At 66.2% G+C, this 17091-nt stretch carries 17 protein-coding genes and 1 tRNA gene; 14 read left to right on the top strand and 4 right to left on the bottom strand.

The annotated features are described in order from the left end of the window. Nucleotides 1-353: 353 nt before the first annotated feature. Nucleotides 354-1628, top strand: a complete 1275-nt coding sequence (locus tag ACXYMN_RS11715; protein WP_459013841.1) for a hypothetical protein — start codon at nucleotides 354-356, stop codon at nucleotides 1626-1628. A 150-nt stretch (nucleotides 1629-1778) separates the two neighbouring features. On the opposite strand, the gene ACXYMN_RS11710 is transcribed toward ACXYMN_RS11715, so the two are convergent. Next, nucleotides 1779-1853: transfer RNA gene (locus tag ACXYMN_RS11710), tRNA-Thr, on the bottom strand. A gap of 104 nt (nucleotides 1854-1957) precedes the next feature. Here ACXYMN_RS11710 and ACXYMN_RS11705 point away from each other — a divergent pair. The 9 genes from ACXYMN_RS11705 to ACXYMN_RS11665 all read left to right on the top strand — a co-directional run bounded on the left by ACXYMN_RS11705 (nucleotide 1958) and on the right by ACXYMN_RS11665 (nucleotide 8269). Further along, nucleotides 1958-2107 carry a hypothetical protein gene (locus ACXYMN_RS11705; RefSeq protein ID WP_459013840.1) on the top strand — a complete coding sequence of 50 codons (150 nt, stop codon included), beginning with the start codon at nucleotides 1958-1960 and terminating at the stop codon, nucleotides 2105-2107. A 4-nt stretch (nucleotides 2108-2111) separates the two neighbouring features. After that, nucleotides 2112-3380, top strand: a complete 1269-nt coding sequence (gene murA / locus ACXYMN_RS11700) for a UDP-N-acetylglucosamine 1-carboxyvinyltransferase (protein ID WP_459013839.1) — start codon at nucleotides 2112-2114, stop codon at nucleotides 3378-3380. After that, nucleotides 3377-3838: a DUF2948 family protein gene (locus ACXYMN_RS11695; protein WP_459013838.1), complete on the top strand. Its 462-nt coding sequence runs from the start codon at nucleotides 3377-3379 to the stop codon at nucleotides 3836-3838. Before murA ends, ACXYMN_RS11695 begins: the two co-directional genes overlap by 4 nt. Nucleotides 3839-3989: 151 nt before the next feature. Continuing rightward, nucleotides 3990-5291, top strand: a complete 1302-nt coding sequence (gene hisD, locus ACXYMN_RS11690) for a histidinol dehydrogenase (protein WP_459013837.1) — start codon at nucleotides 3990-3992, stop codon at nucleotides 5289-5291. Then, the gene (locus tag ACXYMN_RS11685) at nucleotides 5288-6178 is read left to right on the top strand and encodes a GIY-YIG nuclease family protein (RefSeq protein WP_459013836.1); all 891 of its coding nucleotides are present in this window, start codon (nucleotides 5288-5290) and stop codon (nucleotides 6176-6178) included. Before hisD ends, ACXYMN_RS11685 begins: the two co-directional genes overlap by 4 nt. A 187-nt stretch (nucleotides 6179-6365) precedes the next feature. Beyond that, on the top strand, nucleotides 6366-6845 hold the full coding sequence (locus ACXYMN_RS11680; RefSeq protein WP_459013835.1) for a UPF0262 family protein: 480 nt from the start codon (nucleotides 6366-6368) through the stop codon (nucleotides 6843-6845). Nucleotide 6846: 1 nt separating this feature from the next. Continuing rightward, entirely contained in the window at nucleotides 6847-7296 is a 450-nt protein-coding gene (locus tag ACXYMN_RS11675; protein ID WP_459013833.1) for an arsenate-mycothiol transferase ArsC, read from the top strand. Beyond that, entirely contained in the window at nucleotides 7293-7688 is a 396-nt protein-coding gene (locus ACXYMN_RS11670; protein ID WP_459013832.1) for a ketosteroid isomerase-related protein, read from the top strand. Before ACXYMN_RS11675 ends, ACXYMN_RS11670 begins: the two co-directional genes overlap by 4 nt. After that, nucleotides 7688-8269 carry a GNAT family N-acetyltransferase gene (locus tag ACXYMN_RS11665; protein WP_459013831.1) on the top strand — a complete coding sequence of 194 codons (582 nt, stop codon included), beginning with the start codon at nucleotides 7688-7690 and terminating at the stop codon, nucleotides 8267-8269. The genes ACXYMN_RS11670 and ACXYMN_RS11665 overlap by 1 nt, the downstream gene beginning before the upstream one ends. Nucleotides 8270-8316: 47 nt before the next feature. Here ACXYMN_RS11665 and ACXYMN_RS11660 read toward each other — a convergent pair whose 3' ends face one another. Together ACXYMN_RS11660 and ACXYMN_RS11655 are read right to left on the bottom strand one after the other, a co-directional pair. Further along, the gene (locus tag ACXYMN_RS11660) at nucleotides 8317-8460 is read right to left on the bottom strand and encodes a DUF2256 domain-containing protein (protein WP_459013830.1); all 144 of its coding nucleotides are present in this window, start codon (nucleotides 8458-8460) and stop codon (nucleotides 8317-8319) included. Nucleotides 8461-8523: 63 nt separating this feature from the next. Further along, entirely contained in the window at nucleotides 8524-8817 is a 294-nt protein-coding gene (locus ACXYMN_RS11655) for a hypothetical protein (RefSeq protein ID WP_459013829.1), read from the bottom strand. Nucleotides 8818-8970: 153 nt separating this feature from the next. On the opposite strand from ACXYMN_RS11655, the gene pepN reads away from it, so the two are divergent. Together pepN and ACXYMN_RS11645 are read left to right on the top strand one after the other, a co-directional pair. Next, nucleotides 8971-11553: an aminopeptidase N gene (gene pepN, locus ACXYMN_RS11650; protein ID WP_459013828.1), complete on the top strand. Its 2583-nt coding sequence runs from the start codon at nucleotides 8971-8973 to the stop codon at nucleotides 11551-11553. 439 nt (nucleotides 11554-11992) lie between these two features. Beyond that, nucleotides 11993-12868: a lysophospholipid acyltransferase family protein gene (locus ACXYMN_RS11645; RefSeq protein ID WP_459013827.1), complete on the top strand. Its 876-nt coding sequence runs from the start codon at nucleotides 11993-11995 to the stop codon at nucleotides 12866-12868. A gap of 118 nt (nucleotides 12869-12986) precedes the next feature. On the opposite strand, the gene ACXYMN_RS11640 is transcribed toward ACXYMN_RS11645, so the two are convergent. Further along, complete coding sequence (locus ACXYMN_RS11640; RefSeq protein WP_459013826.1) at nucleotides 12987-13613, bottom strand: transglycosylase SLT domain-containing protein; 627 nt, start codon at nucleotides 13611-13613, stop codon at nucleotides 12987-12989. A gap of 392 nt (nucleotides 13614-14005) precedes the next feature. Here ACXYMN_RS11640 and gatB point away from each other — a divergent pair, with 392 nt between their 5' ends. Then, nucleotides 14006-15520 (top strand): Asp-tRNA(Asn)/Glu-tRNA(Gln) amidotransferase subunit GatB, encoded by a 1515-nt coding sequence (gene gatB / locus ACXYMN_RS11635; protein WP_459013825.1) that lies wholly within the window; start codon nucleotides 14006-14008, stop codon nucleotides 15518-15520. A 134-nt stretch (nucleotides 15521-15654) separates the two neighbouring features. After that, a partial coding sequence (locus tag ACXYMN_RS11630; protein WP_459013824.1) for a hypothetical protein occupies nucleotides 15655-17091 on the top strand: 1437 nt, incomplete at its 3' end.

Genomic DNA, 17091 nt, shown 5'->3' with positions numbered 1-17091 from the left:
GCACGAACTGGACGATGGCCAGAACGATGACGATGAGACCGACGAGGTAAATGATATTGCGCATGACGAAACCTTCCTGAGTTTTACTTTACATCTACCCAATGCCGGAACGCGCATTCGGTTCCCGAATTCGTGAACCGGCGGGCGGGGGATGGACGCGGACCTTCAGCAACCCGGCGCGCCGAGCGTGTCAGCAACACGCGATTGGATCGGTCGGCCTGGTGGCTTTTCGCTGCAGGCGCGCAGCATCCCGGATCGACCGGAGACAGAATTTTCTTGGAGATTCACCTTTCGTCCCATAGCCTCGCAGGCCCACACCCGATGGAGCATGTTCGCTGACGGGAGACAGAGCCATGCCATATCTTGCCAGAATCGCCGCCAACCTGGCTGTCGCTGCACTCGGGCTTGGTCTTGCCCTGCCCGGACCAGCGGTTGCCAGAGATCTGAAGATTGATCTTGGCGATACGACGCCGGCGCTTTCTGCGGGCCAGTGGATCGCGTCCTGCGAGGAGATCGACAAGGACGCCTTCAATGACATCGGCCGCGGCGAGTGCTGGAAATGCCCGGATGGCACGATCCGTAATCTGAACGCGGTGAACAAGGGCAAGGCGTGCACCAAGCCCGGCAGGACGGTGCACGCGCCCGCCACCATCAAGAAGACGCCGATCTTGAAAAAATGCGCCAGCGGGTACAAGCGCGACCCGCTGCTCGGCTGCTACCAGTGCCCGGATGGCTATGGGCGAAACCTGCGCGCCGTCGATGACGACAGGGCCTGTTCCAAGCACATCAAAGCCACGACTGTCGCGGCGGAACTGGTCGCCGGCAAGGGATGGAAAGGCTGCCCGGGCGCGTCCTGGCGGCACGGTCTGACCAAGAGTTGCTATACCTGCCCCGATGGGTATGGCCGCAATCTGAACATCGGCGAGGACCCCTCGAAGTTTCAGGCATGCACCCGTGTCACGACAACCGAAGACGCCGCCGCGAAGGCGCGCGCCGAGGAGTTGTTAAAAAGGTTCTCGGGCGCGGAACAACGGCTGGCCGCGACGCTGAAGTCGTTCAGCGAGCGCGACGGGGGCGACGCCCGTGTCCCGGTCGTCGTCACCGGGCAGTCCGAAGCCGACCGCGACCGCATCCAGCTGATGAAGGACCAGATCGAGACCGAGAAAGAGGCCGAATCCGGCCTCGATACCATCACCCTGACGCGCACCATCGAAGGCTCGTTCGTCGCTGGCGCCGGCACGGCATGGGGCTTTTCCATGGTCGAGAACGACGCCGAGGACGGGTATGTATGCCACAAGATTTCGCAATCCGTGTTCATCGCCGGCTTTACCTTTGGCGCGTCCGTGGGCTGGGAACTGAGCGGATTCACCGGCACGATCGACGATGTCGCGGGCGAGTCCAACGGCTATCAGTTTGGCGCAGGCGTCTTCGCCGGGATCGCGGTGGGCGGCTTTTGGGCGGTCGATTCCGAAAACGACGATGTCGGCATAACGGCCGCGTTCTTCCGCGGCGGCGACGCGGCAATGATCTCTGTCACGGACGCATACGTACACGGCTGGACGGAGGATTTCGGCGGCGTCGACTGCGAAAAGCTGACCTGGGGCGAGGACTGGGAGCGGGTGCGCTAGGGCTTCGACCCCAAAACAACAGCCTGCGCACTGAACCGGCGGACGCGTTTGCTTGTCCGAGATGTGACACGAGCCTGCGCCAGCGGCGCGGGCGTCTGTCGAGACCGGTCATCGTGGCCTGTGCTGATTTCCGGTCGAAAAGCCGTATGGTGGTGCTGCTGGAGAGAATTGAACTCTCGACCTCTCCCTTACCAAGGGAGTGCTCTACCTCTGAGCTACAGCAGCGCCGGGTCGCCGTGGTGCGCGACGTGGCGGGTCTCTACTGGCAAAAAACCGGCGGCGCAAGCACTTATCTGGACCCTTTTTGCCCGCTGCGCTAGAGAGCGGGGATGGAGCAGAAACGCACATCTCCGAAACCCCGCGATGCAGGCCGCGAAGACCGGCTGAAAGCCGCGCTCAAGGCCAATCTGGCGCGCCGCAAGCGCCAGGCCAGGGCGCGCGACGGGGTCGAGGAAGACGCGGACAAGGACAAGGATTGAGAGCATGGATTCCATCGTCGTCACCGGAGGTGGCCCGCTTTCGGGCCAGATTCCCATCGCCGGGGCCAAGAATGCGTGCCTCACCCTGATGCCCGCGACGCTGTTGTCGGAAGAGCCGCTGACGCTGACCAACGCGCCGAGGCTGTCGGATATCCGCACCATGACGGCGCTGTTGCAGTCGCTGGGGGCCGAGGTGTCGTCGCTGCAGGATGGCCATGTGCTGGCGCTGTCGAGCCATGACATCAACAACCACAAGGCCGATTACGACATCGTCCGCAAGATGCGCGCCTCGATCCTGGTACTGGGGCCGATGCTGGCGCGCGACGGCCACGCGGTAGTGTCGCTGCCCGGCGGCTGCGCCATCGGGGCGCGGCCTGTCGATCTGCATCTGCGCGCGCTGGAGGCGATGGGGGCCGAGCTGGAGTTGCGCGACGGCTACGTGCACGCCAAGGCCCCGGGCGGGCTGAAGGGCGGCATCGTCGAGTTCCCGCTGGTGTCGGTGGGTGCCACCGAGAACGCGCTGATGGCCGCGACGCTGGCCAAGGGCACAACCGTTTTGAAGAACGCCGCGCGCGAGCCCGAGATCGTGGACCTGGCCGATTGCCTGCGCCGCATGGGGGCGCAGATCGACGGCGATGGCACCGAGACCATCACCATCCAGGGCGTCGACCGGCTGGGCGGGGCCACGCACCGCGTCGTCACCGACCGGATCGAGCTGGGCACCTACATGCTGGCCCCGGCGATCTGCGGCGGCGAGGTCGAGTGTCTGGGCGGCGAGATGCGCCTGGTCGAGGCCTTCTGCGAACGGCTCGATGCGGCGGGGGTGGCGGTCGAAGAGACCGAGAAGGGTCTGAAAGTGGCGCGCAAGAACGGGCGCGTGCGCGCCGTCGATGTCACCACCGCCCCCTTCCCGGGCTTTCCGACGGACCTGCAGGCGCAGATGATGGCGCTGCTCTGCACCGCCGAGGGCACCAGCGTGCTGGAAGAGCGGATCTTCGAGAACCGCTTCATGCATGCGCCGGAACTGATCCGGATGGGGGCCCATATCGACGTGCATGGCGGCACCGCGAGGGTCACCGGGGTCGAGAAGCTGAAAGGCGCACCGGTCATGGCGACCGACCTGCGCGCCAGCGTTTCGCTGATCCTGGCGGGGCTTGCCGCCGAGGGCGAGACCCATATCAACCGGGTCTATCACCTCGATCGCGGCTATGAGCATGTGGTGGCCAAGCTGTCGGGCGTCGGCGCGAAGATCGAAAGGATCAAGGAAACATGAGCCAGGATGCACGATTCGAGGATGCCGATTCCCGTCCGCTGAACCTGGGCGCGATGGATCCGGACGATCTGGCGGTGCTGTCGGCGCTGGTGCAGGACGCGGTCTTGCCCGCGACCGAAATCACCTTTTCCCGACGGGACCGGCGGCTGGCGCTGTTGGTGAACCGGCTGCGCCGCGAGGACCGCCGCGCCGAGGTCGAGCGGGTGCAATCGCTGCTGATGGTGGAAAACGTCGACCGCGTCGCCACCCAGGGGGTCACGCGCGGCGATGCCGACACGGTTCTGCAGATCCTTGCGATCACCTTTACGCCCGGGGCGGAGGTCGGCGGCCATGTGGAGATCACGCTGGCGGGCGACGGCGCGATCCGGGCCGAGGTTGAGGCGCTGGAACTGCGCGTCAAGGATGTAACCCGGCCCTACCTGGCCCCCTCGGGCAAGCGACCGGCGCATCCGAAGTAAGGCGGCGGCCCGTCGCGCATGACGGGGGCAGAGGACGGCGCGCCCCTGCCCCGAGCTGGCCCATGCGCCGGGCGGTGCGGCCCCCTGCCCCGGTTGCGCCGCGCGTCGATCCGGCTAGAACGCCGGTCAGGATCAACGAAAGGTCGCCCCCATGCCCGTCTTTCTGAACATGCGCGATGACGGTTTCGAGGCCGCGTTCGGCGCGCTTCTGACCGCCAAGCGCGAGGACAGCCCCGATGTCGACGATACCGTCGCGGCGATCATCGCGGATGTGCGGGCGCGCGGCGATGCCGCCCTGCTCGAATATACCGCGACCTTCGACCGGCTGGTGCTGACCGCGGACCGGCTGGCGGTGTCGCGCGCCGAGGTCGATGCCGAGATCGCCAAGGTCGGCCCCGAGGATCGTGCCGCGCTGGAATTGGCGGCGGCGCGCATCCGGGCCTATCACCAACGCCAATTGCCCGAGGATGCGCATTGGACCGACGAGACCGGGGCCGAGTTGGGCTGGCGCTGGACGCCGGTGTCGGCGGCGGGACTTTACGTGCCGGGCGGCATCGCGTCCTATCCGTCGTCGGTGCTGATGAACGCGGTGCCCGCGAAGGTGGCGGGCGTCGACCGGCTGGCGATCACGGTGCCGACGCCCGACGGTATCGTCAACCCGCTGGTCTTGCTGGCGGCCCGGCTGGCGGGTGTCGACGAGATCTACCGCATCGGCGGCGCGCAGGCGATCGCGGCGCTGGCCTACGGCACCGAGACGATCCCCGCCGTCGACAAGATCACCGGGCCGGGCAACGCCTTCGTCGCCGCCGCCAAGCGCCGGGTGTTCGGGCGTGTGGGCATCGACATGATCGCCGGGCCGTCCGAGATCCTGGTGATCGCCGATGGCGACACCGACCCGGACTGGATCGCGCTCGACCTGCTGAGCCAGGCCGAGCATGACGAAAGCGCGCAAAGCATCCTGATCACCACCGACGCCGATTTCGGCAAGGCGGTCGCGGACGCGGTCGATGCGCGGCTGAAGACGCTGGCGCGGCGCGCGGTGGCGGGCGCGTCCTGGCGCGACTATGGCGCGGTGATCGTCGTCGACAGCCTTGACGCGGCGGCGCGCCTGTCGAACCGGATCGCGCCCGAGCATCTGGAACTGTGCGTTGCGGACCCCGACGCGCTGTCGCGGCAGATCACCCATGCGGGTGCGATCTTTCTGGGGCACTGGACCCCCGAGGCGATCGGCGATTACGTCGGCGGGCCGAACCATGTGCTGCCAACGGCCCGATCGGCGCGGTTTTCGTCGGGGCTGTCGGTGATGGATTTCGTCAAGCGCACGACGCTGGCGCGGATGACCCCGGACAGCCTGCGCGCCATTGGCCCCGCCGCAGAACGGCTGGCCGCATCCGAAAGCCTCGAGGCGCACGGGCTGTCGGTGACCGCCCGGCTGGAGACGCTGAACAGATGAGCCCTCAACCTGGAAAATCGCTCGAATTGTTCTTCGTGGACGGAGATCCGGAGGGATTGTTGACCGCTGAGGTATTTGGATGGACCGGACACATCATTCGCTTGCCACGACTTCGGATGAAAACCGGCCTCGGCTTGCCGGAGACAGGCCATACAGGCGTATACCTGTTGTTGGGATATAGCGACGACCGGGAAAAACTCTATATTGGAGAAGCGGAAAGCGTAGGAAAACGGATTCGCGATCACGACGCGGCGAAAGAATGGTGGCAGACGGCAACATTGATCACGACGTCTTCCGACGCCCTTCACAAAGCCCACGTGAAATACTTGGAAAGCCGACTGGTGGAAGAGGCAAAAAACGCTGGCGCGGCGGAACTCGAGAACGGGAACATTCCGCCAAGGTCGTCACTCAACCGCGCGGCGGTGGCGAATATGGAAAGCTTCTTAGATACAATTCTGATGATATTGCCAGCGTTGGGCGTGTCTGTCTTCCAAAGTGGTCGCAAGCCTGCACCCGAAATAAAATTCGACGAAGACCCAGCAATCATCTTCCACCTGTCGACCCCAAGGAACGGGGTAGTAGGGAAGGCAAAGCTGGTCGGCTCGAACTTCGTGGTTTTGACCGGATCCACGGCGAGACGCAGTTGGGCTGGCAAGGGCGACCACGATGTCGGTTACCAGCGCCTTCACGAAAAACTGTTGCGAACAGGTGTAATGCGACCGACGGACACGCATGCGATCTTTCAGGAAGACTACGCCTTCAACTCACCCTCTGCCGCCGCTTCCGTGTTGAACGGCAGACCTGCAAACGGGCGCATCGAGTGGCACCTGCCAAACAGCGGCAAAACTTTCGGCGAATGGGAACAGGATAATATTTCCGCCGGTTAGCAGGTTTGCACGATCGCGGGCGCATGCGGGGCGCGCGGTCCTGCCGGGCGGATAGGGGTCAAAGTGTTGTCGAAGCGCGCCAATGCCCGGCAAGAAACCCCGTGGTCCGTAGAACCGTTTCGCCCGGCATTGCCCGGCCTGATCTTTGGCGTTACGGCTTGCTGCAAATGACCCGGGTGCTCCGACCATGAGCCATATTTCCAAGATCGCGCTGGATGACGCGAACCTGCCGCCGCCGACGCCCGAGATCGAGCAGGAGCGACGGGTGGCGATGTTCGACCTGATGGAGCAGAACACCTTCGTGCTGCCCCGCCGTGACGATATCGACCCGCCCAAGGGCCCCTATGTTCTGGCGCTGGCGATCCGCGACAAGCGGCTGGTGTTCGACGTGAAGACCGAAAGCGGCAAGGACGCGGCGGAGTTCCATCTGTCGCTGTCGCCCTTCCGGCAGGTGGTCAAGGACTACTTCCAGATCTGCAAAAGCTATTTCGACGCGGTGAAATCGCTGCCGCCCAGCCAGATCGAGACCATCGACATGGCCCGGCGCGGCATTCACAACGAAGGCGCGCGGATCTTGCAGGACCGGCTTGAGAACAAGGCCCGGATCGACGACGACACCGCGCGGCGCCTGTTCACGTTGGTCTGCGTCCTGCAACCCGGAGGCTGACTTGCCTGAATCGTTGCCGCGATCGGTGCTGTTCTGCTGCGACCACAACGCCGTTCGGTCCCCCATGGCCGAGGGGCTGATGAAGCAGCTTTATGGCACCGGCACCTATGTGCAGTCGGTGGGCGTGCTGAGCGATCTGGACGTGGACGGCTTTGCCATCGCGGTCTGCCAGGAACTCGGCGTCGAGCTGTCGCGCCACACCACCCGCACCTTCGAGGAACTGGAGGCGATGGGCGAGGCGCTGTCGGGGTTCGACCTGATCGTGGCGATGTCGAGCGCGGCGAACCGGCAGGCGCTGGACCTGACGCGGCTGTTCAACCTGACGGTGGAATACTGGCCGGTGCTCGATCCCACCGGGATCGGCGAGACGCGGGAGGTCAAGCTCGAGGCCTATCGACAGACCCGCGACCAGATCCGCAACCACATGACACAGAAATGGGGCACACCGTGAGCCAGTCCACCCTGACCCGCTATTACGACGCCTTCAACCGCGGCGACATCGACGCGATGCTGGATTGCCTGACGGACGAGGTCGCGCATTACGTCAACGAGGGTGCGGTGCGCATCGGCAAGGCGCGGTTTCGCGCGTTCTGCGACCACATGGCGCGCTGTTATGACGAAAAGCTGACCGAGATGGTGTTGTTCGAAGCCGAGGGTGGCAGCCGGGCGGCGGCGGAATTCATGGTCAACGGCACCTATCTGCATACCGATGCGGGCCTGCCCGATGCGCGGGGCCAGACCTACCGGCTGCCCGCGGGGGCGTTCTTTTCGCTCGAGGGCGGCAAGATCAGCCGCGTGGTGACCTATTACAACCTGTCGGACTGGATCAGGCAGGTGTCGTGATGCGGGTGCGGACGGTTCAGGGCGACGCCCGGGCGGCGGCGCTTGACGGGGTGGCGGCGCTGCGGATCGCGCTGTTTCGGGAATTCCCCTATCTCTATGACGGCGACGCGGCCTATGAGCGCGCGTATCTGCAACCCTATATCGACAGTCGCGATGCCGTCGTGATCGGCGCCTATGACGGTGACCGGCTTGTCGGGGCCGCGACCGGCACGCCGATGGAGGACCATGCCGAGGCCTTCGCGGCGGCCTTTGCCAATACCGGCCATGACCTGTCGACGATGTTCTACTGCGCGGAATCGCTGTTGTTGCCGGAGTACCGGGGCCAGCGGATCGGGCATCTGTTCTTCGACATGCGAGAGGAGCATGCCCGGGCGCTGGGGCGCACGCAGTCGTGTTTCTGCAGCGTGCTGCGCCCCGAGACGCATCCGCTGCGGCCCGCCGATTACCGGTCGCACACCGCCTTCTGGCGTCAGCGCGGCTATGTGCCGCTGCCGGGGGTGGTGGCGTCGTTCCGATGGAAGGATGTGGACCAGGACACCGAGACGCAGCACGACATGCAGTTCTGGGCGCGAGAACTGTAGGCGCCGGGGCGCTTGTGGGCCGGTGACACGCTAGGCCGCGCCAAAGGTCAGGGGCGCGCGCGGCGGCAGCGGTCCGAGCAGTAGCGCACGGCGTCCCAGACATCGGCCCATTTGTGACGCCATGTGAACGGCTTGCCGCACGTGGCGCAAAGCTTGGTCGGCAGATCGGATTTCTTGCGCATTCTGGCCATTGCGGGCCTCACGTGACGACGAGAGCAGGCTGCGGCAGGCGGGGTGCCCCGCCCGCACAGGGATCAGTTGCCGTCCGTGCCGGTGGCAGAGACGGTGCCGGTGGCATTGCCGCCCGGCGCGTAGGTGTCGGCCTCGTAGCCTTCGAGGGTGCTGGCCTCGGTTTCGCCCTCGACCATGGAAGAGCCCGCGCTGTCGTCACCGGCAACGCCCGCTTCGTCATTGCCCGAGGTGACCACCACGTAGATCGCGAACAGCGTCAGAAGTCCGACCCCGTAGACGATGCTGGCCTTGATGCCAAAGAGCGACGGGGCGTGCTTTTTCTCTTGGATCTTCACGTTGGTGTCGGGTGCGGACATCTTGGACTTCCTTGTTATCTGTAACATCTGTGCGTGTCCCGCGGGGCCGATTGCTCCTTTGGGTTCGAGGGATTAACACGCGGACAAAGCTGGCGGTTCCTGCGACATTTTGGTTTGCAGTCGGTGGCGCGATCAAAACAGGAGTGTCGAGGCGTGACAGACAACAGCCCGCAGACCGTTTACCTCAAGGATTACAAGCCCTTCGGCTACCGGGTCGAAGAGGTGCATCTGAGTTTCAAACTGGACCCCAAGGCCACGCGCGTGACCAGCCGCATCCGGTTTGCGCCCGATCCGGACGCGCCGGAGCGGCGGTTTTTCCTGCATGGCGAGGATCTGACGCTGATCTCGGCGCGCATCGACGGGGCCCGGGTCTCGCCCGAGGTGACGGCGGAAGGACTGGTCTGCGAGGTGCCCGACGCGCCCTTCCTCTGGGAGGCCGAGGTCGAGATCGCACCGGCGGACAATACCGCGCTCGAGGGGCTCTACATGTCGAACGGCATGTACTGCACCCAATGCGAGGCCGAGGGGTTTCGCAAGATCACTTTCTACCCGGACCGGCCCGACGTGATGAGCGTCTTCACGGTGCGGATCGAGGGCGATCTGCCGGTGCTCTTGTCCAACGGCAACCCGCAAAGCGCGGGCGACGGCTGGGCCGAGTGGCACGACCCCTGGCCGAAACCGGCCTATCTGTTCGCGCTGGTGGCGGGCGATCTGGTGGCGCATTCGGATCATTTCACCACCGCGTCGGGACGCGATGTGGACCTCAACCTCTGGGTGCGGCACGGCGACGAGGGCAAATGCGCCTTCGGCATGGAGGCGCTGAAGAAATCCATGCGCTGGGACGAGGAGGTCTACGGACGGGAATACGATCTCGACGTGTTCAACATCGTCGCGGTGGACGATTTCAACATGGGCGCGATGGAGAACAAGGGGCTGAACGTGTTCAACTCCTCGGCGGTGCTGGCCAGCCCCGAGACCGCGACGGATGCCAATTTCGAGCGCATCGAGGCGATCATCGCGCATGAGTATTTCCATAACTGGACCGGCAACCGGATTACCTGCCGCGACTGGTTCCAGCTGTGCCTGAAAGAGGGGCTGACGGTGTTTCGCGACAGCCAGTTCACCGCGGACATGCGGTCCGCCCCGGTGAAGCGGATCTCGGACGTGATCGACCTGCGCGCGCGGCAGTTCCCCGAGGACCAGGGGCCGCTGGCGCACCCGGTGCGGCCCGAGAGTTTCCAGGAGATCAACAATTTCTACACCGCCACGATCTATGAAAAGGGCGCCGAGGTGATCGGCATGCTCAAGCGGCTGGTGGGGGACGCGGCCTATGCCAAGGCGCTGGCGCTATATTTCGACCGCCATGACGGGCAGGCCTGCACCATCGAGGACTGGCTGCGGGTGTTCGAGGATGTGACGGGGCGCGACCTGACGCAGTTCAAGCTGTGGTATTCACAGGCGGGCACGCCGCGGCTGTCGGTGGAAGAGACCTGGACACCGGGCGCGGGTGGCGCGGGTTCCGCGGGTGGCGGCACCTATACGCTGAGCTTCCGACAGCACATCCCGCCGACCCCGGGTCAGGACCGGAAGTCCCCGCAGGTGCTGCCGATCGCGGTGGGCCTGCTGAACGCCAACGGCGACGAGGTGGTCGCGACCACCCTGCTGGAGATGACCGAGCAAGCCCAGAGCTTCACCTTCGAGGGTCTGGCGGACCGGCCCGTCCCCTCGATCCTGCGCGGGTTTTCGGCGCCGGTCGTGCTGGACCGCGAGACCAGCCGCGAAGAGCGCGCCTTCCTGCTGGCCCATGACACCGATCCGTTCAACCGCTGGGAGGCCGGGCGGCAACTGGCGCGCGAAAGCCTAGTCGCCCAGATCACCCAGGGCGCCGCGCCGGATGCCGCCTATATCGACGGCGTCCGGGCAGTGTTGCGCGACGACACGCTGGACCCGGCGTTCCGGGCGCTGATGCTGGCGGCCCCGACCCAGTCCGAACTGGCGCAGGTGCTGCACGAGCGCGGCACCACCCCCGACCCGGACGCGATCTTTGCCGCGACCGAGGCGCTGGCCCGGGCCAAGGCCGAGGCGCTGGCGCCGATGCTCGATGCGCTGGCCCGCGCCTGCACCGTCTCCGGGCCCTATGCGCCCGATGCCGAACAGGTGGGCAAGCGGTCGCTCGGCGCGGCGGTCCTGGGCATGCAGACCCGGCTCGATGGCGGGCGCACCGCAGAGGCGCAGTTCGCCGGGGCCGACAACATGACGTTGCAGCTGGCGGCCTTGGGCTGCCTCGTGAAGGCCGGGAAGGACGCCGAGGCGCTGGCCGACTTCGCGGCGCAATGGCAGCACGACCGGCTGGTCATGGACAAGTGGTTCGGATTGCAGATCGCCGCCACCGCACCCCGGAACGCCCTGCCCCGGGCCGAGGCGCTGACCGCGCATCCGCTGTTCGATCTGAAGAACCCCAACCGGTTCCGGGCGGTGCTGGGGGCCTTTGCGATGAACCACGCAGGGTTCCACCGCGCCGATGGCAAGGGCTACGATTTCCTGGCGGACTGGCTGATCCAGCTTGATCGCATGAACCCGCAGACGACCGCGCGCATGTGTGCGCCGTTCCAGACCTGGACGCGCTATGACGCGGACCGCCGCGACAAAATGCGCGCGGCGATGCGACGGATTGCCGATCAGCCGGGTCTGAGCCGCGACACGACCGAAATGATCACGCGGCTGCTGGCGGGTTGAGCAGGTCGGAGTCTGGCCCGGATTGGGGCTGGGGTCTGGCCAAGAGCCTGGCAAGGAGTCTGGGCGAAGTCTTCGGCCGGTCCGGGCGGGTCCGGGCAACTCGGGGGCCGGATCGGAGCGGGGGCAGTGGACCGCACGGTGCCTGCTGCGGCGCGGGGGTTGCGGGGGCGGGCGGCGCTGCCCCCGCCCCGTAACCCGGGACACAGCCTGCAAAAATTGCAGGGCCGCGGCTTGACGACCGGACGGGGATCGCCGATTTTTCGGGAACCGGACCGCGTCTGGCGCGTTGAGATTGAAAATGTGCGCATTTGACAGGGCGCACTTGACTGGAACGTTCGGCAAGGATGCGCCGGTTCGCGTCGCAGCTCAGACCTTCCCTTCACGCGAATGGCATGCGATGGGAAGATAACGTGACCGAGGACACGGGATACCGGGTGCCATGAAGGACCGCATCGACCCCCTGATCGCAGAGCGCGCGCCGTGGCTGTTCAGCGACCGACTTGGCACCCGCCATGCCCGGCGGATCCTGAACCTGTTGCTGGGCTATCGCAAGACGCTGGCGCTGGCGGACCAGTTCAAGGACATGCCTTCGGCAGAGTTCATGACCATCCTGGGCGACATGCTGGCCCGCGACGTCGAGGTGACGGGCCTTGGCCATATTCCGCGCAACGGACCGGCGCTTCTGGTGGCGAACCATCCCACCGGCATCGCCGACGGGATCATCCTGTTTCACCTGCTGCACACCATCCGCCCCGATCTTTATGTCTTCGCGAACCACGACATCCTGCGGGTCATGCCGCAGATGGAGGACATGATCGCACCGGTCGAGTGGCGCAAGGAACGGCGCAGCCACGGCAAGACGCGCGAGACCATGGCCTATACCCGGCAGGCGGTGACGGACGGGCGGCTGGGGATCATCTTTCCGTCCGGACGGCTGGCGCAGCGGCGCGGGCTGTCGCTGCACGAGCGCGAATGGATGCCCTCGGCGGCGATGCTGGCACGCAAGTTCGAACTGCCGGTTATTCCGCTGAACATCCGGGCGCGCAATTCGGTGCTGTTCTACATGTTCGACCTGATCCACCCGACACTGCGGGACATCACGCTGTTCCACGAGACGCTAAACAAGGCGCGCCAGCCCTACCGCGTCACCATCGGAGAGCCGATCTCGGCGGCGGCGCTGCCACAGAAATCCGAAGCCGGCATCGACATGCTGCGCCGCGCCACGCTGGCCCTGGGGGGTCCGCGCGCGCCGGCGGTGTCGCTCTTGGACAATTCGCGGCGTCCGTCCTGGCTGAAGGCGCTGAAAGCGACCTGAGCCATGATGCGTCAGGCCCCGGCGAACGGGCGGCGGGGTCTGCGGGTTCGGTGGTGTCTGCGGGTTCGGTGGATTCTGTGCATTCGGGCGTTCTGAGCGTTCTGAGCGTTCTGTGCACTCAGGTCAGATTGCGGGGGCGCTCTTTCGGGCGGGTGGCGATCAGCGGCTTGCAATAGCTCTGCTTGCGGGACCAGGCCATCATGTCGTTGCGTTTCTTGCGCGAATGGAACGGCCCCCAATCGGCGGCGACCCCGCGCATGCCCCGGCTGACAACGCCGTCGCGCGCCACGGTGCGCGCCATGATGCGCAATCCACACGACAGGTTGGCGGGCCCGTGCATGAGCGCCTCGCCGGTGCCCGCCCGGCAGCTGTAAAGCCGCGCGGTCGAGGGCAGGATCTGCAACAGCCCGTACCAACGCCCGCCGCCACCGACGACGCGCGGGCGGTAGGTGCTTTCGTGCTTTGCCAGCGACGAGACCAGCCCGACCCAGAAGGCTTCACGCTCGGCGCGCTTGGCGTCGGGATAGGCCGGGCACCAGTCCTGGATGTCGGCGGGCACCATCTCGGGCAGATCGTCGGCGTGACCCCGCAGCGCCGACAGCGCCGACCGGGTCCAGATCGCCGAGCGCCCCGAGGTGCCCCAGCGCGCGGGCGGCAGCGGTTCGCGGGCGACGGGGCGCAGCGATGTCGCCACCGCCTGAGGGGTATCGTTCGGGAAGGTATCGAGCGGCAGGGACCGCGCCACCGGGTACACTGCATCGAGAGGCGTTTGCTCGGCGGCGAGGGGCGATGCGAAGACGGCCTTTTGCTTTGCGGCGAGAGGCGGCGCAAAGACGGCTGTTTGCTCCGCCGCGAGCGGAGACGCGAGGACGCAAAGCGCCGTGAGGCAGAACCGAGCGAGCATGGGGCGGAGAATTGCCCGAGGCCGCGCTGCGGCGCAAGCCTGTCGTCGTTCGAAGGGCCGCAATGGGCGGCAATCCGCAGACGGGCCGCAGTCGGGCCGCAGATGGGCCGCAGACGGGCGGGGGCGCGGGGCGCGCGACGGGGCGCGCAATGGGCCGGATGCAGCGCCCCTCTTGCCCCGCCTGCGGTGCTCGCCTAAACCCGGCCCCGACCCGAGTGGAAAAGGACGCAGGCATGCTCGATCTCACGTTTGAGGCCCCGAAGCCCAAGGTTATCGCCGGAGCAAAGCACGACTGGGAACTGGTGATCGGCATGGAGGTGCACGCGCAGGTGGCCTCGAAATCGAAGCTGTTTTCCGGCGCCTCGACCCAATTCGGCGCGGAGCCCAACTCCAACGTCGCCTTCGTCGATGCGGCGATGCCCGGGATGCTGCCCGTCATCAACGAGTTCTGCGTCGAGCAGGCGGTGCGCACGGGGCTGGGTCTGAACGCGCAGATCAACCTGCGCTCGGCCTTTGACCGGAAGAACTATTTCTACCCGGACCTGCCGCAGGGTTACCAGATTTCGCAGCTTTATCATCCGCTTGTGGGCGAAGGCGAAGTGATCGTCGACATCGAGCCGGGCATCGCCCGCCGCGTCCGGATCGAGCGCATCCACATGGAACAGGACGCGGGCAAGTCGATCCATGACATGGACCCGGCGATGTCCTTCGTCGATCTGAACCGCACCGGCGTCGCGCTGATGGAGATCGTTTCGCGCCCCGACATTCGCGGCCCCGAGGAAGCGGCGGCCTATGTGGTCAAGCTGCGCCAGATCCTGCGCTACCTCGGCACCTGCGACGGCAACATGCAGAACGGCAACCTGCGGGCGGATGTGAACGTGTCGGTCTGCCGCCCGGGCGCGCATGAGAAGTACATGGAAACACAAGATTTTTCGCATCTGGGCACGCGCTGCGAAATCAAGAACATGAACTCCATGCGCTTCATCCAGGCCGCCATCGACTATGAGGCGCGCCGCCAGATCGGCATTCTGGAAGCGGGCGGAGAGATCACCCAGGAGACGCGGCTTTACGATGCCGACAAGGGCGAGACCCGCTCGATGCGGTCCAAGGAGGAGGCGCATGACTACCGCTACTTCCCCGATCCCGACCTCTTGCCGCTGGAGATCGAGCAGGCCTGGGTCGATGACATCGCGGCCCGCCTGCCGGAACTGCCCGACGCCAAGAAGGCGCGCTTTGTCAAGGACTTCGGCCTGTCGGAATACGACGCCTCGGTGCTGACGGCGGATCTGGCCAACGCGGTCTATTTCGAAGCGGTCGTGGCCGATGCGGGCGACGGCAAGATGGCGGCGAACTGGGTCATCAACGAGCTGTTCGGCCGGCTGAAAAAGGACGAATGCGGCATCGAGGACAGCCCCGTGTCGCCCGCGCAACTGGCCGAACTGGTGGCGCTGATCCACAAGGGCGACATTTCGGGCAAGATCGCCAAGGACGTCTTCGAGATCGTCTATACCGAGGGCGGCAATCCGGCGCAGATCGTCGAGGAAAAGGGGCTGAAGCAGGTCACCGACACCGGCGCCATCGAGGCCGCGGTGGACGCGGTGATCGCCGACAATCCCGCGCAGGTCGAGAAGGCCAAGGCCAACCCCAAGCTCGCGGGCTGGTTCGTGGGCCAGGTGATGAAGGCCACCGGCGGCAAGGCCAACCCCAAGGCCGTGAACGAGATCGTGGCGGCGAAGCTGGGGCTGTAGACCCGGCCTCACCGGCCCTTCCCCCCTGCCCCGGACACGATCCGGGGCCTTACCGGGCCGCCTGCCCCGCGCGCCGGTTGCCATGCCCCCCTGCGCCGCCTAACCTGCGGATAAGTCAGGTGTTCGGGGGCGGCGTGAGTACAATCGAGAAAGTCGGCACGCAGGCGGGTGCCACCTGTGTCGGGGCCATCGCGGTGGCGCTTGGCGATCCGGCGGGGGCCAGCCTTGCCGCGACCGGCGCGCTTGGGCTGATGGCGATTGCGCTGTCCGAACGATTGGGCAGCGTCGACCGGGCCTGCACGCGCGGCAAGGCTGCTGCGATGGCAGCGCTCGAAACCTCCGGAGACTTCCGCGACATGAACCTGACGCGGGTGGAGGCCCTGCTTGCCATCGACGCCTCGGCGCTGTCACGCGATGACCTCATCGCGACCAGCCGCGCGCAAGACACGGCAGAGGCCATGGCCGCGCTGCTGGTGGCGCGCGTGGCCTTCGACGGCGACAGCCCGGCGGACCGGATGGCGGTGCGCCTTGCCCTCGACGCGGCGATGCAGGCCTGCGAAAAGAGCCCGGATTTCAGGACCGAACTCCGCGACGTCCGGCTGGCCGATGTGCAGGCTGAAGTTCTGACGCTGCGCCAGACGACGGCCACCAAGACCGACCTTTCGGCGATGGAAGCGCGCATGCTGGCCGCCATCGACGCGCAAGGGTCCGATAGTCCTGCGCGCAAAATGCTCAAAGAGCGTGAAAAACTGGTCATGGCCTTGGCGGAACGTTACGCCGAAGGCAGCCCCGATGACTTCGACAGCGCCATGCGCGGCCTGGAACACGCGCTTGACATCGCGGCCACCCGCGCGCCGGGCGGCAACCTTGACGCCGAGATCGGCGCGATCATGGCCGAGGTTGACCGGCTGAACGACGCAGGCGACATCGAGGCAGGCGTGGCCGCCCTGTCGCGGGCGCGCGCAGAGATGCGCGACGATGAGCAACGGCGCGCCGCCGCCTACCTGGCCGTCCTCGACCGGTCGGTCGATCAGGCGGTTCTGGCACGCGATGTGTCCGGGGCAGCGGAACTGGTAACGGAAAAAATCGCGCGCGAAACCCCGGATCCGGCCGCCCGCTTCGCTGCCCTGCGCAAGGCGCAGGACGCGTGGTACGTGGCCGGGCGCGACAAAGGGTTGCGCTTTGATCTGGAAGTGTCGATCGCGCTGGCCCGAAGCCAGCTTTTGCAGGCGAAAGACGCGGATCAGAAGGGGGCGACCCAGAACGATCTGGGCATCGCCCTTCAGACCCTTGGCGCGCGCGAAAGCGGCACGGCGCGGCTGGAGGAGGCCGTCACCGCCTATCGCGACGCCCTGCAGGAAGTCACCCGCGACCGCGTGCCGCTGGACTGGGCCGGGACCCAGAACAATCTCGGCAACGCCCTTCGGACCCTTGGCGCGCGCGAAAGCGGCACGGCGCGGCTGGAGGAGGCCGTCATCGCCTATCGCGACGCCTTGCAGGAACGCACCCGCGACCGCGTGCCGCTGGACTGGGCCATGACCCAGAACAATCTCGGCAACGCCCTTCAGACC

The sequence above is a fragment of the Roseivivax sp. CAU 1753 genome (assembly GCF_054482575.1).
This window is presented reverse-complemented; position numbering and strand designations above follow the sequence as displayed.

Coding starts and splice junctions, on each gene's coding strand:
- ACXYMN_RS11715 (WP_459013841.1), top strand. CDS start 354: ATGCCATATCTTGCCAGAATCGCCGCCAACCTGGCTGTCGCTGCACTC.
- ACXYMN_RS11705 (WP_459013840.1), top strand. CDS start 1,958: ATGGAGCAGAAACGCACATCTCCGAAACCCCGCGATGCAGGCCGCGAA.
- murA (WP_459013839.1), top strand. CDS start 2,112: ATGGATTCCATCGTCGTCACCGGAGGTGGCCCGCTTTCGGGCCAGATT.
- ACXYMN_RS11695 (WP_459013838.1), top strand. CDS start 3,377: ATGAGCCAGGATGCACGATTCGAGGATGCCGATTCCCGTCCGCTGAAC.
- hisD (WP_459013837.1), top strand. CDS start 3,990: ATGCCCGTCTTTCTGAACATGCGCGATGACGGTTTCGAGGCCGCGTTC.
- ACXYMN_RS11685 (WP_459013836.1), top strand. CDS start 5,288: ATGAGCCCTCAACCTGGAAAATCGCTCGAATTGTTCTTCGTGGACGGA.
- ACXYMN_RS11680 (WP_459013835.1), top strand. CDS start 6,366: ATGAGCCATATTTCCAAGATCGCGCTGGATGACGCGAACCTGCCGCCG.
- ACXYMN_RS11665 (WP_459013831.1), top strand. CDS start 7,688: ATGCGGGTGCGGACGGTTCAGGGCGACGCCCGGGCGGCGGCGCTTGAC.
- ACXYMN_RS11660 (WP_459013830.1), bottom strand. CDS start 8,460: ATGGCCAGAATGCGCAAGAAATCCGATCTGCCGACCAAGCTTTGCGCC.
- ACXYMN_RS11655 (WP_459013829.1), bottom strand. CDS start 8,817: ATGTCCGCACCCGACACCAACGTGAAGATCCAAGAGAAAAAGCACGCC.
- ACXYMN_RS11645 (WP_459013827.1), top strand. CDS start 11,993: ATGAAGGACCGCATCGACCCCCTGATCGCAGAGCGCGCGCCGTGGCTG.
- gatB (WP_459013825.1), top strand. CDS start 14,006: ATGCTCGATCTCACGTTTGAGGCCCCGAAGCCCAAGGTTATCGCCGGA.